This is a genomic window from Gluconobacter sp. Gdi (assembly GCF_014132155.1).
Classification (GTDB): Bacteria; Pseudomonadota; Alphaproteobacteria; order Acetobacterales; family Acetobacteraceae; genus Gluconobacter.
On record NZ_BLJQ01000002.1, the window covers coordinates 136,376 to 148,845 of the forward strand.

At 56.4% G+C, this 12,470-nt stretch carries 13 protein-coding genes, 1 tRNA gene and 1 pseudogene; 5 read left to right on the plus strand and 10 right to left on the minus strand.

Going from position 1 to position 12,470, the window contains the following annotated elements; translation table 11 throughout:
• Positions 1–37: 37 nt before the first annotated feature.
• A complete protein-coding gene (locus tag JN414_RS04530; protein ID WP_202206898.1) occupies positions 38–784 on the minus strand; it encodes a sulfotransferase family 2 domain-containing protein in 747 nt (248 codons plus the stop codon).
• A gap of 110 nt (positions 785–894) precedes the next feature.
• Positions 895–1,890 carry a bile acid:sodium symporter family protein gene (locus JN414_RS04535; RefSeq protein WP_202206899.1) on the minus strand — a complete coding sequence of 332 codons (996 nt, stop codon included), beginning with the start codon at positions 1,888–1,890 and terminating at the stop codon, positions 895–897.
• Positions 1,891–2,001: 111 nt separating this feature from the next.
• Here JN414_RS04535 and JN414_RS04540 point away from each other — a divergent pair, with 111 nt between their 5' ends.
• A complete protein-coding gene (locus JN414_RS04540; RefSeq protein WP_202206900.1) occupies positions 2,002–3,936 on the plus strand; it encodes a glycoside hydrolase family 32 protein in 1,935 nt (644 codons plus the stop codon).
• A 57-nt stretch (positions 3,937–3,993) separates the two neighbouring features.
• Positions 3,994–4,425, plus strand: a pseudogene (locus JN414_RS04545) (MgtC/SapB family protein); the annotation flags it as partial.
• Between the two features lie 125 nt (positions 4,426–4,550).
• Here the strand turns inward: JN414_RS04545 and JN414_RS04550 are convergent.
• From JN414_RS04550 to hisG, 7 genes are all read right to left on the minus strand, one after another.
• Positions 4,551–4,626, minus strand: a tRNA-Phe gene (locus JN414_RS04550).
• Positions 4,627–4,687: 61 nt separating this feature from the next.
• The gene (locus JN414_RS04555) at positions 4,688–4,864 is read right to left on the minus strand and encodes a DNA gyrase inhibitor YacG (protein WP_202206901.1); all 177 of its coding nucleotides are present in this window, start codon (positions 4,862–4,864) and stop codon (positions 4,688–4,690) included.
• Positions 4,861–5,904 (minus strand): ribonuclease E/G, encoded by a 1,044-nt coding sequence (locus JN414_RS04560; RefSeq protein ID WP_202206902.1) that lies wholly within the window; start codon positions 5,902–5,904, stop codon positions 4,861–4,863. The genes JN414_RS04555 and JN414_RS04560 overlap by 4 nt, the downstream gene beginning before the upstream one ends.
• Positions 5,901–6,548, minus strand: coding sequence for a nucleoside triphosphate pyrophosphatase (locus JN414_RS04565; protein WP_202206903.1), 648 nt, complete (start codon positions 6,546–6,548; stop codon positions 5,901–5,903). The genes JN414_RS04560 and JN414_RS04565 overlap by 4 nt, the downstream gene beginning before the upstream one ends.
• Before the next feature lie 13 nt (positions 6,549–6,561).
• Complete coding sequence (gene infA, locus JN414_RS04570) at positions 6,562–6,780, minus strand: translation initiation factor IF-1 (protein WP_007282896.1); 219 nt, start codon at positions 6,778–6,780, stop codon at positions 6,562–6,564.
• Between the two features lie 373 nt (positions 6,781–7,153).
• Positions 7,154–8,452 carry a histidinol dehydrogenase gene (hisD, locus tag JN414_RS04575; RefSeq protein ID WP_202206904.1) on the minus strand — a complete coding sequence of 433 codons (1,299 nt, stop codon included), beginning with the start codon at positions 8,450–8,452 and terminating at the stop codon, positions 7,154–7,156.
• Positions 8,449–9,153, minus strand: coding sequence for an ATP phosphoribosyltransferase (gene hisG, locus JN414_RS04580; protein WP_233126082.1), 705 nt, complete (start codon positions 9,151–9,153; stop codon positions 8,449–8,451). Before hisG ends, hisD begins: the two co-directional genes overlap by 4 nt.
• Before the next feature lie 118 nt (positions 9,154–9,271).
• Between hisG and JN414_RS04585 the strand changes: the two genes are divergently transcribed.
• Positions 9,272–9,712, plus strand: coding sequence for a GntR family transcriptional regulator (locus JN414_RS04585; RefSeq protein WP_202206905.1), 441 nt, complete (start codon positions 9,272–9,274; stop codon positions 9,710–9,712).
• A 2-nt stretch (positions 9,713–9,714) separates the two neighbouring features.
• Entirely contained in the window at positions 9,715–10,638 is a 924-nt protein-coding gene (locus JN414_RS04590) for a slipin family protein (RefSeq protein WP_064275205.1), read from the plus strand.
• Position 10,639: 1 nt separating this feature from the next.
• Here the strand turns inward: JN414_RS04590 and JN414_RS04595 are convergent, their stop codons facing one another.
• Positions 10,640–11,542, minus strand: coding sequence for a LysR family transcriptional regulator (locus tag JN414_RS04595; protein ID WP_202206906.1), 903 nt, complete (start codon positions 11,540–11,542; stop codon positions 10,640–10,642).
• A 131-nt stretch (positions 11,543–11,673) separates the two neighbouring features.
• On the opposite strand from JN414_RS04595, the gene JN414_RS04600 reads away from it, so the two are divergent.
• On the plus strand, positions 11,674–12,447 hold the full coding sequence (locus JN414_RS04600; RefSeq protein WP_202206907.1) for an SDR family oxidoreductase: 774 nt from the start codon (positions 11,674–11,676) through the stop codon (positions 12,445–12,447).
• Positions 12,448–12,470: the final 23 nt, after the last annotated feature.

Consider the following 12,470-nt stretch of genomic DNA (forward strand, 5'->3'; position numbering starts at 1 on the left):
AAAAGGAGAATATTTCTCTTTTCCTCTATTCTTGGCCTTACGGCCGTAACGCTTCGTCCTGTTGGTACAGCCTGCGGATTCTGCGTTCCTGAAGTGCCGTGACTTCGATTGCGTGCGGGTTCTGGTTTAAGTGAGGGATGATGTGTCCCTTCATGGCTGGAACAAGCTCCGGAAGCTGCGCAATTTGTTTCATAGGAAACAGGCGATCTACTTCCAGCTTTCCGTCTTTTCCGCAAATGTACCAAGCCTGCGGGCGGAAAACATGATCCACATCATATGGGGATGACTGGCTTTCTACATGTGTGATGGCATCATCCAGCGTATCGAAAGAGCGGTAAAGTGCATTGACAGAAGGGTGAATCCTGACCGTTGAAGTGCCGCCTTTTCTTGCAAAGGCCCACGCGGAAACAAATCGTTCTACCGGGTCGCGCCAGATGGCAAAGCTCGGTAGTTCTCTGGAGAGTTCCGGCGTAACATGACGATAGTACCGGAACGTCTGATGCATCATGGAACAGCCGTAAAGCTGGTTGCAGATGGATGTGCCCCCGTTCTTGGGAACATGAATAAACAGTGCGCCAGCACTTCGAATACATTCCAAGCGTTTCAGGCGCTTTTTGCCCAAGGGCAGGCGAAGATGCAGTTCTGCAGCCCGTTCGTGAATATCATTGAATTGCTGAACGCGGAAAAGTCGGCAGAGAAGGGATTGTGGAACGCCGTCTGGTACAGGCCTGAGTACCGACGATTCAGGAATTTTTTCCTGAACCAAGGTCGAGTATGACGGCATAGTCTGTAGCTCCGGTTTTCAAACTGGGGCCACACTGGTCTACGAACCTGAGGGGGTCAAAGACCACCTCGTGACAAAAGGAAACCTCTTTAACAACTCTGACATGAAGCTCAGGAGTGGGGCTTTGAAGGTGCTTCCAAACCGATGCGTTTTCCGTAATGGCGAGCCAGAAGCGTGCAGGTGAAAAGCTGGATCTGGTGATAGATCATGAGAGGCAGAACAATGATGCCTACCGAGGCAGAGGGAAAGATAACGCTCGCCATCGGAACACCAGAGGCCAGCGATTTTTTTGAGCCACAGAACTGAAGCGCGATGCTGTTTTCCGTGGATTGATTCATGCCCTTGCCCATGAAGTGCGAGGCCACCAGCACCAGCGCCAGCATGAGGCTGTCCAGCAATGCCACCTCAAGCAAATGAAGCGGTGAAACGCGGTGCCAGATGCCTTCGACAACGGCTGAACTGAACGCGGTGTAGACGACCACGACGATGGAGCCACGATCTGTGAACGAAATCAGGAATTTGTGGCGTTTGACAATCGGGCCAATCCATTTCTGAAGGATCTGCCCAAGAAGGAACGGAAGAAGCAGTTCCTTGGCAACGTCCAGAACGCTCTCAAGGGGTGAATGACCTGCACCAACGTGACCAAGGACAATGCCTGTCAGAAGAGGGGTCAATGCAATGCCTGCAATATTCGACACAGTGGCTGCGCAGATGGCCGCAGGAACATTGCCGCGTGCAATCGAAGTCAGGGCAATCGAGGACTGAACGGTTGAAGGCAGGCAGCACAGGAAAAGAATGCCAGCCCACAGATCTTCCCCGAACAGCGCATTCGGGAACAAATTGCGGAAGAGCAGATGCAGCCCAATGCCCAGAAGCGGGAAGAGAGCAAATGTGCAGAGCAGAACCGTTCCCTGAAGGCGCCAGTCGCGCACGCTTTCGATAATGGCGTGGCGCTCAAGTTTGGCTCCCTGGAAGAAGAACATCAGGGTAATGAGAACCGTGACGACCTGCTGCAGGATATGTTGCATTTCCCCGCGGCAGGGCAGGACGGAGGCCAGGATGATCGCGCAGATCAGGGCCATCAGGAAAGGGTCAAAGCGCTTCATGACGCTCTTATGTGCGTATTCGCAACGGACATGCAATGTCCTTCCTCTTTTTGAAGACGGGTACTTTCCTGAAAGGCTTCCGGGTTAAGCATCCTTCTGTATGGTGGAGGTATGACAGATCGAAACGACAGGCCCGAACTCGGGCGCCGCACGGCTCTGGCCAGCATTTTAGCCGCAGGAGCTGCTGTCGGCAGTAGCCGGATTGCCAGAGCCGCCGAGGAAACGCCGATGTCTGCAATGACCCCTCATCACGATGAACCCAGCAATTCCCATCAGGAGCCAGGCAATCATCCGGGGATAGCAAGCCAGCCCGTTGTCAGAACGCAGAGTGACTATCTCTATCGCCCAACGGTTCATTTCTCGCCGCAGACCGGGTTCATGAATGATCCCAACGGACTGATTTTCGATGGCCAGACGTATCATCTCTATTACCAGTACGACCCTTTCGCACCCTATGCGGGTCAGGTTCACTGGGGTCATGCAACCAGTACGGACTTATACACGTGGCAAGATCAACCTGTCGCGATTGATCAGACAGCCGCTGGCGAAGCGTATTCAGGGTGTGTGGTTCTGGACCGGAATAATGCTTCTGGTCTTTTCCCCCCGAAGGCAAGCTCCCCTACGCAAGGGGACACTCCACCTGCTCCCAAGACGGCAACGCAGGCGGCAGTTGAGGCCTTGGCTCCCGGCTTGACCAAGGCCACGTCGGATGTGCCATTTTCGCCGGAAAACATGGATGTTCTTGGTCCGGGGACTAGTGCTCCTTTCGGGCATGTTTTTGATCCACCAACAACCGCTGAACTTCCGCCAGCGGCTCCTTCGGTTCCGCCGTTACCATCCATGCCGGGTGGTCTGGTTGCTCTTTACACGCGCGCTACACCCCAGAAGCAGACGCAGTATCTGGCATGGAGTCCGGATGGCGGTAAGCGCTTTATCGATTACGAGCACAACCCTGTTCTGGATATCGGGCTGAACTCTTTCCGAGATCCGAAAGTGTTCTGGCACGAACCTAGTGGAAAGTGGGTCATGGTCGTCGTGAAGGCGCGGGCTCACAGGGTGGCCTTCTACGGATCAATTGATTTGAAACACTGGATGCATCTCAGTGATTTCGGGCCAGCAGGTCTGTTCGGCGTGGATTATGAATGCCCCAATCTTATTGAATTGCAGGTTGAGGATGAGGGGAAGGCATCCCGGTGGGTTCTGTTCGTTTCAGTCAATCCCGGTGGACCTCAGGGCGGAAGTGTCACGCAGTATTTTGTAGGGGACTTCGACGGTGAGCGCTTTATCCCCGAGAACACGGTCATAGGTCTGACGGACTTCGCCAAAGACAGCTATGCTATGCAGGTTTATGAAAACATGCCGGGCAACGAGGCCGTCTATTTCGCTTGGTTTGGGAACTGGCAGTATTGCGAAGAGGTTCCGAACAGAAGCTGGCGCGGTCTTATGACCCTTCCGCGAACCTTGTCGCTCAGGCGGGACGATATGAACTGGCTACGGTTGGTGCAGCGTCCTCGAGGACTGGAAACGCTGAGAGGCGAGCAGATTCCCTTTCGGGTTGAGCGTATTGCTGCTCAGAGCGGCGTTCAGGTCTCCATCCCCACAGGGCAGGCTATTGAACTCTCTCTGACGGTAACTGTGGATGAGCGTAGAAACCCGCAACCTGATGGCAACAAGGGGCGAGCGGGTCGTTTCCTGATTGTCTTCTCCAACGGTCAGGGAGAGTCTCTGTCTATCGGGTTTGACGCATTTTCAGCTCAGCTCTGGCTGGATCGCGGAGATCTGCATGGCTTTTCGCAGCCATTTTTCACGGAGAGGTTCTCCACGCCACTGACGGCAAACAGCCGACGTTTTTCGTTGAAACTGGTTCTGGATGCGTGTGCGCTCGAACTCTTCATCAATGATGGCTTGTCGGTTGGGACAGCTCTGGTGTTTCCTGCAAGTCCCTTGGATACACTCAGTCTGCAGGCAACAAATGCGGGTGCGACCATCGAAAATCTCAGTCTGTATCCTCTGCGGAAAACCATGGATCGTCCGACCGCCGTATGATCGCAAACAGCCAATGCTTCTGAACCGCGATACACGGCAGGCAGCGAAAGAGTAACAATGCATTTTACCCAGACCTTTGATGCGCACTCCTTTCTGGATACGTTCGGAAGCTATCTGGCTGCTTTTGTATTTGGGACGCTGATCGGGGCGGAACGTCAGTTCCGCCAACGGACCGCCGGGTTACGCACCAATGCGCTGGTCGCGATTGGTGCGTCTGCTTTCGTAGATCTCGCAGAGCGTATTGGCGGAGATGTCTCGGCCATTCGCGTGATTGCCTACGTGGTATCAGGCGTTGGATTTCTTGGCGCCGGCGTCATCATGAAAGATGGCCCCAATGTGCGGGGCCTGAACACTGCGGCAACACTCTGGTGCTCAGCCGCCATCGGTGCGTGCACAGGGTGCGACATGATTGCGGAAGCAGCTCTGCTGACCGTCTTTATTCTTGGTGCCAATACGGTGTTGAGAGTTCTGGTGAAATGGATCGATCGCCGCCTGCCGCCACAGATTGATGCAGTGGATCAGGAATGACGGCTCTGTTCATGAGTCTCGGCGCAGCTAAGACGAGCTAGGCTTTAAGGCTTAGCACAAACATATTTTTTGTTTTCTGGAAAAAATGGTGCCCAAGACCGGGATCGAACCAGTGACACTGCGATTTTCAGTCGCATGCTCTACCAACTGAGCTACTTGGGCACCGGGCTTAAGGTGAGACACCCGCTGCGGAAACGGGGTTTAGCTGATGATTCGCTCGGGATCAACCCTCAGTATGAGGATATTCTTCAGAGTCTTCTTCATTATCCTGCCTGAAGGACGGAACGCGGTAGTTACCGTTGAACCAGCGCCCCAGATCAATGTTTGCACAGTGCTGTGAGCAGAAGGGCCGAAAAGCCGGTTCCGTTGGACGATTGCAGATAGGGCAGGTGGCACTCATGACAGGCTCCAGCTTGCAGGGGATGCGTTTGGATCCATGACCAGCTCCAAGGGAGCGGCCCGGCGGGAAATGAAGTCGCTCATGGCTTCCGGATCGTTCTCCAGAGCCCTGACGAGAGAAATGGATGCTGTCAGAGTGCGACCCTTGCGGTCTTCTCGCAAAATGGTGCGGAGCACTGACAGCGCCCTCCCATGTGGGGAGGACAAAAGCTCATGCAAGGGAGGTCTGCGCCGCGGGCGAGTGATTTCCAGAAGGCCGGAAGGCGTGGCTCCGAGCACTTGCGACTTCAAAGGATCATCCAACAGGGCATTGCGCAGGAAGCTGACGAGGGCAGGTCTCTTGCGGGTTTTAACGCCTGCGGGATCAACCAGCAGCGTCCCTGACAGATTGCGGAGGCGGATCTGGCGCGCCAAGGCCGGAAAGCTTGCAACGTTTCCCTTGAAGTCAGGAGCGCTGGCGCTGTCCAGGTCTATGGCGATCAGGGCGGGGGTGGGAAAGATACTGGCTGTCAGTTGGCCAAGATCTGCAAATTCGGAGCCAAGTTCGTCAAAGTCGCTTTCCAGCGTGTCGTCAAAAGCCTGCTGGCATCGCTGAAACCGGGGGCGCAGTCGGGCCGGAAGGCGAGCGGCAACACCTGGCGCATCAACGTACAGAGGGGTGTCAGGATAGCGGTCTGCCAGCTCTTCCAGCGGTGAAGGACCGCATGCCAGAAGCGTCGGTGCAACAGGCATATCCGGCACAGACTCTGCTTTACGCAGGCGCAGGCCCTTGCCATTCTGTGCGGAGCGGCTGACGCGGACGGAGATCAGTTCTCCTTGAACCAGCGCGTCCCTGCAGGACAGAAAGCCATTGTCTCCGTTGTGGAGTGTGACAAAGGCCCCGCCCAGTGCGGGAGCGACCGTTTGGATGCGCGCAATATGCCAGTCATCAAACCCATCCGGAAGGCCGGGACGCCAAATGGCAGCATCCAGAAGGGTTTCATGGTCCGTAACCGCAATCCGCACATCGCCCGGAGAGCAGGCGGCGCGGATCTCGATCACGCGATCCACCCACCCTGACGACGGTGCTGCCCGCGCAGAAGCTGTGCAGTTTCGAACAACGGGAGACCCACAACAGCAGAGTAACTGCCGCCAATTTGCCGGATATGAGCTGCGGCAGCCCCTTGGATCGCGTAGCCGCCAGCCTTGCCCTGCCAGTCTCCGTTGGCGATCAGTGCGTCGATCTGCCTGTCAGTAAGGCGGTGGAACGTAACGGCCGTTTCCACAAGGCGCTCATTGGCCACACCGTCCGTCCAAGCAGAGGTGGGACGCAGAGCCACTGCGGTCAGCACTTTGTGGTTTCGGCCTGAAAGCAGCCGCAGACACGCGCGTGCAGTCTGTTCATCCTCCGCTTTGGGGAGAATGCGTCGGCCGACCGCAACGACAGTATCCGCACCGATGACCAGAGCTGCATCCTGACGCTGTGCTGCTGCATGGTCAGCTTTTGTTCGGGCCAGACGTTGTACCAGCGCGCGGGGAAGTTCTCCGGGGCGCGGTTCCTCATCCACATCTGTGCTGATGACGGCATCAGGCACGATTCCAATCTGCTTCAGAAGAGCCAGACGTCGGGGGGAGGCAGACGCCAGAACAAGCGCCGGGCGATCTGTCATGCCGTTTTCAGGCACAGGAGACTGGGAAATGGGCATACGCCGCAGTCTCTTACTTGAAGCGGAACGTGATCCGGCCCTTGGACAGGTCGTATGGGGTCATTTCAACGTTCACGCGGTCACCAGCGAGAACGCGGATACGGTTCTTGCGCATCTTGCCGCTCGTATGAGCGAGAATGGTGTGCTCGTTGTCGAGCGTGACACGGAACATGGCGTTGGGCAGCAGTTCCATGACGGTGCCGGTGAACTCGATAAGGTCTTCTTTGGACATGGGAATCCTTGCTTCAGGGACAGGGTAAAGGTCTGCGGATGGCAGTGGCCCCGATCGGAGCCTGAAAATCCAGTTCCGCTATGTGCGGACTGTCCGGCAAAAGGTCAAGCTTAACGCGGTTTTTCTGATGTTTTTGGCTGAAATGATTGTGGGCTTCCCACAGGACATGCGGATTGTCCATGCACCCGGTACGAAAAAGGTAGTGGAGGGATGGCACCTTGGTAAGGTGGATCATGTGAGCCTGTTCATGACCGTTTTCGTCGCAGGGGAGAGATATCGTAGCTTCAGCTACAGAGGTTTCTCTTTTTAAGGTCACAGAGAGCTATGTGCGAAGAGGAACATTTGCCCACCCCAATGAGAGGTGGGCAAAGACTTAGTGTGTGAGCTGGCCCAGACGAAGGGAAAGACTCAGAGCATGGGCATCCAGCCCCTCTGCCTGTGCGAGAGCAACCCCAGCGGGGCCGATCTTTTCAAGCCCGGCTTCATCCGCCTCAATGGTCGTTGTGCGTTTGATGAAGTCGAACACAGAAAGCCCTGAGGCGAAACGGGCCGTGCGGCTTGTGGGCAGAACGTGGTTGGGGCCACCAACGTAATCGCCCACAGCTTCCGGGCAGTAGCGGCCCATAAAGATGGCCCCCGCGTGGCGGATTTTTGCACTGAAGGCACGCGGTTCGTCGAGCAGCACTTCAAGATGTTCAGGAGCAAGCTGGTTCACAATCCGGGCGGCTTCATCCAGATTCCGAACGACAATGACTGCACCATGGTCTTCCCAGCTTTTGGCCGCGATAACGGTACGGGGAAGGGTTTCCAGCTCTGTCTGGACAGCCACCGTTACTGCGTCTGCAAACGCGGCATCCGTGGTGATGAGAATGGCCTGTGCCTGTTCATCATGTTCAGCCTGCGCCAGAAGATCGACTGCTGCCAGACGGGGATCATTATTCCCATCTGCCACAACGACAACTTCCGAAGGCCCGGCGATGCTGTCGATGCCAACATGGCCAAAGACCTGTCGCTTGGCCTCCGCCACGAACGCATTGCCTGGACCGACGATCCGGTCCACCGGAGCAATCAGTTCTGTTCCGTACGCCATGGCGCCCACAGCCTGTGCACCGCCGATCCGATAAATTTCTTCCACGCCACAAAGGCGGGCCGCGGCCAGAACAAGTGGGTTCAGCACACCATCAGGAGACGGAACACACATGGCCACGCGTTGCACCCCAGCGACGCGCGCGGGAAGGGCATTCATCAGCACCGAGGAAGGATAAGCGGCTTTTCCGCCGGGCACATAAAGACCCACGGCATCCAGAGCCGTCCAGCGCATGCCAAGGCGGATTCCTTCGTCGTCCGTGAAATCCAGATCCTTCGGCATCTGTGCAGCATGGAACGCTTCAATGCGCCGGGCAGCGGTTTTGAGAGCATCCATCAGGTCTGAAGGGACAAGATCTGCCTGCGTGGCAATTTCTTCCGCGCTGATGCGTAGTTTTTCAGCAGGCAGAGTCAGGCGGTCAAAGCGGGCCGTATAGTCACAGAGCGCCTCGTCTCCGCGCTGACGAACGTCAGCTAAGATGGCTCGGACCGGCTCCGCAACGCTGCGCTCGTCGCTGCTGCGATCTGCCAGAAGGCTCGCAAGATCCTGTTCAAAACTGGCGCTCAGGGTGTCGAGACGTTTCATTTTGACGCTCCCTCAGTGTTGAGGGCTGCCCGGAATCGCTCGATCAATGCGCCAATCTCTTCAGGGCGCGTCTTGAGCGCAACGCGATTGACGATCAGGCGGCTTGTGACGTGCGCAATGGTTTCGGTTTCCATGAGGCCGTTGGCGCGGAGAGTGGAGCCCGTATCAACCAAATCTACAATCACACTCGCCAAATCAAGCGTAGGCGCAAGCTCCATGGCACCATTCAGGTGTACTATTTCTGCATTCACGGCGCGGGACGCAAAGTGACGGCGTGCAATGGTCGGATACTTCGTGGCGACACGCAGGCGTGACTGAGAGGCTGCCGGATCTTCAGTGACGGATTTGGGGCGTGCTACGGAAATTCGGCAGCCACCAATCCCGAGATCAAGCGGTGCGTAAATGTCCGGATAGTCGAATTCCATCAGGACATCTGCGCCACAGACACCGATATGCGCTCCACCATACGCTACGAAAGTTGCGACGTCGAAAGAACGGACGCGCACAACATCCAGATTTGGATAGGAGGTGCCAAATCGCAGCCGACGGCTGCTTTCCTGAAGGCAGTCCGCATCGGGTTCGATGCCTGTTCGTGTCAGAACGGGGGCTAACGCCTTGAGAATCCGCCCTTTTGGAAGGGCAAGGATCAGCGGAGAACCGCTTCGGTCAGAAGTGTCCGTTCCGGTCTGAGGCGCTGTCATGGGGCGTCTGTCCTTGCTGTCCGCAGCCAATGAAAAGAGAACAGCAGCGCATATCACGAAGCGGCGGTCTTCCAAAATTTCTTGACAGGGAGGGTGCACATCGATGCATCTTGTATGCATGTCTGCAAACATAGAGACATTGCTGTTTCCAACCCCTCTTTCTGCTGCGAGTGGCCTGCCCCTGCGCGCACAGATGCGGGAGCGTATCCTGACAGCGATAGGGTCTGGTCTGCTCTCTCCGGGAGACCAGCTTCCCACGATGCGGGCGTTGTCAGTTCATCTTCGGGTTGATCTCAACACTGTGCAGCGTGCTTACGCGGAACTGGAACGGCTGGGTGCCATCGAGACGTATCGGGCGCGAGGCAGCTTTGTGAGCCAGCATCCTCCATCGGCCGATATTGATCGAAAGAAGGGAGAGCTCATGGATCTCGCTGCGGCAACAATCGCCCGGAGCCATGCCTTGGGGCTCGATCCAGACGCGCTCCTCCGGGTCATGCAGCACCTTCTTGAAGCGTCTTCGCCCACAATCGCGCCAGATACCAGCGCCGGAAAGGCATAGTCATGATTTCGTATCCAACACTTCCATCGTCCATGTCGCGGCGCAGCAATGGCCTTCCTGTCAATTCGGTGTCTATTGCACTGGCTCTCGGGTGTATTCTGGCCGGCGGGGGCTTACAGGCTCTGACCTTTAACCTCGCCTTCTCGATCATCGGCGTGGTGCTGGGCGTTCTCGTCCTTCTGTCTCTGAAGATGTGTAATTCCTGGCAGCGTGCTCTGGTCTTGCGCGCTGGTAAAATTCAGGGTTTGCGGGGACCTGGGCTGTTTCTCATCATCCCTTTTGTAGATCAGGTCACCGAAGTGGTTGATCAGCGGATCAGGACGGTTCCGGTGCATACGCGGCAAACCCTGACGCGTGATACGACGCCGGTGGATGTGGATGCTGTTGTTTTCTGGATGGTTCATGATCCACTCCGCGCCATCACGGAGCTGGATGACTACGAGGGGTCCGTGTCCATGGTGGCACTGACGACCCTGCGTGAGGTGGTCAGCAGCTCTGATCTTGCCGTGTTACTGGAGGATCGTCGCAGAATTGATGACCAGCTTCGGGACCTGATTGAGGTCAAGACGCGCGAATGGGGAGTCACGGTGCAGGCCGTTGAGATCCGTGATGTTCAGCTGCCAGATAATTTGCAGGATGCGATGAGCCGTCAGGCGCAGGCAGAGCGTGAACGTGCAGCGCGTGTTACGCTCGCCAGTGCCGAACGTGCTGTTGCTGTGGAACTGGCGGCTGCAGCCAAAACATATGAAGCTTCCCCGATTGCCCTGCAGATTCTTCAGATCAACCGCGTTTTTGAGATGAACAAAAACCGTGGAACGACCATCCTGATGCCGACCACCATGGCCGACGCGATGGGCAGTGCGACCGCCTTTGCCGCGGCCGTGCAGGCTGCAACGCAAACGGATTCTGAAGCACCATCAGCCTGAATCACGTCAGAACATGGCTTTTGATGAGAGGCTCCAGCCAGTCCACGAATGTTGTCACACGATCACCAGCGGAGTGCCTGTGTGGATATAGAATGGTCATGGGCAGAGCCTCTGCGCACCATTCAGGCATCACGCTGACGAGCTCTCCAGCCTGAATATGCTGCTGCACGTCATAGGCCGGAATCTGGATCAGACCCAGCCCGGCCAGGCAGCAGGCAATGAGGGCTTCAGCATTATCAACCGTCACACGACTGGGTGGCGAAGCGGTTCTGGTCTCTCCGCCCTCCTGCCATTCCCATTCTTCCGGTCGGCCAGTAACGGGGGATGCATATCGCACCACATAATGATCGTTCAGGGCATCTGGGTGGGCAGGGCAGCCAAACTGGTCAAGGTAGGCCGCACTCGCGACGTTGATCAGATTGAGTTCTCCGATCCTGCGGCTGATGAGACCGGAGTCTTGCAACGGCCCTACGCGCAGAACGCAATCTGCTCTGTCTTCCACCAGATTGATGGCTCTGTCCGTGACGCCAAGATCGACGGACAAACCAGGGTGACGGGATAAAAAATCGGGTAAAGCCGGAGCAACAATGAGGCGCCCGATCCTGCCCGGCATATTGACCCTTACGACACCACTGAGGCCGTCACGGTCTTTCCGGAACAGCGTTTCAATGTCCTCCACCTCTCCGATGACGCGCAGGCACCGCTTGTAAAAAGCCAGTCCGTCCTGAGTGGGAGAGACCGCGCGCGTGGTTCTGGCGAGCAAGCGTGTTCCTGCTCGCGTTTCCAGATCACGAATGGCTGTGGAGATGGTCGAACGTGGCATGTTCAGCATGTCAGCCGTGCGTGTGAAACTGGAGGTTTCAACGACTCTGGTGAAAATGCGGAAGAGGTCGATCCGGTCCAAAAAAATCTCCGCAGAGCAGGGCCCTGAGTTTGTTCGTGATTCCTGACAGGTGTCGTCAGGAATACAGCCTTTGTTGTGTTCCGTCAGACGGTAGCCTGCGCGTTCCATTTCAAAAACGCGGAGACCGGATCATGACAGATCACAGTATCAAAGGAAAAACGGTTCTTATTGCTGGGGGCGCCAAGAACCTTGGCGGCCTGATCGCTCGGGATCTTGCGGCTCATGGGGCTCGGGCCATCGCCATTCACTACAACGGTGCAGCCACAAAACCCGATGCGGACGAAACGGTCGCGGCTCTCAAAGCCCAGGGTGTGGAGGCCGTCGCCTTTCAGCAGGACCTGAGAGCCGCGGGTGGGAACACCAAGCTGTTTGCTGACACTGTGGCTGCGATTGGTCGGCCGGATATTGCGATCAATACGGTTGGCAAGGTGCTCAAGAAGCCGATGGCAGAGACGTCTGAGCAGGAGTTCGACGAGATGTTCGACGTGAACACGAAGTCGGCTTTTTTCTTCATCAAGGAAGCTGGAGAACATCTTAACGATAACGGCAAGATTCTAACGCTCGTTACGTCACTTCTGGGAGCTTACACACCGTTCTACTCCACCTATGCGGGAAGCAAAGCGGCTGTTGAGCATTTCACCCGGGCTGCTTCCAAAGAGTACGGTGCACGAGGCATTTCCGTGAATGCGATCGGTCCCGGGCCAATGGATACGCCCTTCTTCTACGGGCAGGAAGGTGCGGATGCCGTCGCATATCATAAGACGGCTGCTGCCCTGTCAGCTCTGAGCAAGACCGGCCTGACCGATATTGAGGATGTTGTCCCCTTTGTCCGGACGCTTGTGTCTGATGGCTGGTGGATGACGGGTCAGACCATTCTTGTGAATGGTGGATACACGACCAAGTAAGAAAAAAGGGCTGCCAGGGGTTT

Bases quoted from the DNA above. Each gene is read 5' to 3' on its own strand.
- JN414_RS04590 (WP_064275205.1), top strand. From the start codon at position 9,715: ATGATTTCGTATCCAACACTTCCATCGTCCATGTCGCGGCGCAGCAAT.
- JN414_RS04555 (WP_202206901.1), bottom strand. From the start codon at position 4,864: ATGAGTGCCACCTGCCCTATCTGCAATCGTCCAACGGAACCGGCTTTT.
- JN414_RS04585 (WP_202206905.1), top strand. From the start codon at position 9,272: ATGTCTGCAAACATAGAGACATTGCTGTTTCCAACCCCTCTTTCTGCT.
- hisG (WP_233126082.1), bottom strand. From the start codon at position 9,153: ATGACAGCGCCTCAGACCGGAACGGACACTTCTGACCGAAGCGGTTCT.
- JN414_RS04565 (WP_202206903.1), bottom strand. From the start codon at position 6,548: ATGCCCATTTCCCAGTCTCCTGTGCCTGAAAACGGCATGACAGATCGC.
- JN414_RS04540 (WP_202206900.1), top strand. From the start codon at position 2,002: ATGACAGATCGAAACGACAGGCCCGAACTCGGGCGCCGCACGGCTCTG.
- JN414_RS04535 (WP_202206899.1), bottom strand. From the start codon at position 1,890: ATGAAGCGCTTTGACCCTTTCCTGATGGCCCTGATCTGCGCGATCATC.
- JN414_RS04600 (WP_202206907.1), top strand. From the start codon at position 11,674: ATGACAGATCACAGTATCAAAGGAAAAACGGTTCTTATTGCTGGGGGC.
- JN414_RS04530 (WP_202206898.1), bottom strand. From the start codon at position 784: ATGCCGTCATACTCGACCTTGGTTCAGGAAAAAATTCCTGAATCGTCG.
- hisD (WP_202206904.1), bottom strand. From the start codon at position 8,452: ATGAAACGTCTCGACACCCTGAGCGCCAGTTTTGAACAGGATCTTGCG.
- infA (WP_007282896.1), bottom strand. From the start codon at position 6,780: ATGTCCAAAGAAGACCTTATCGAGTTCACCGGCACCGTCATGGAACTG.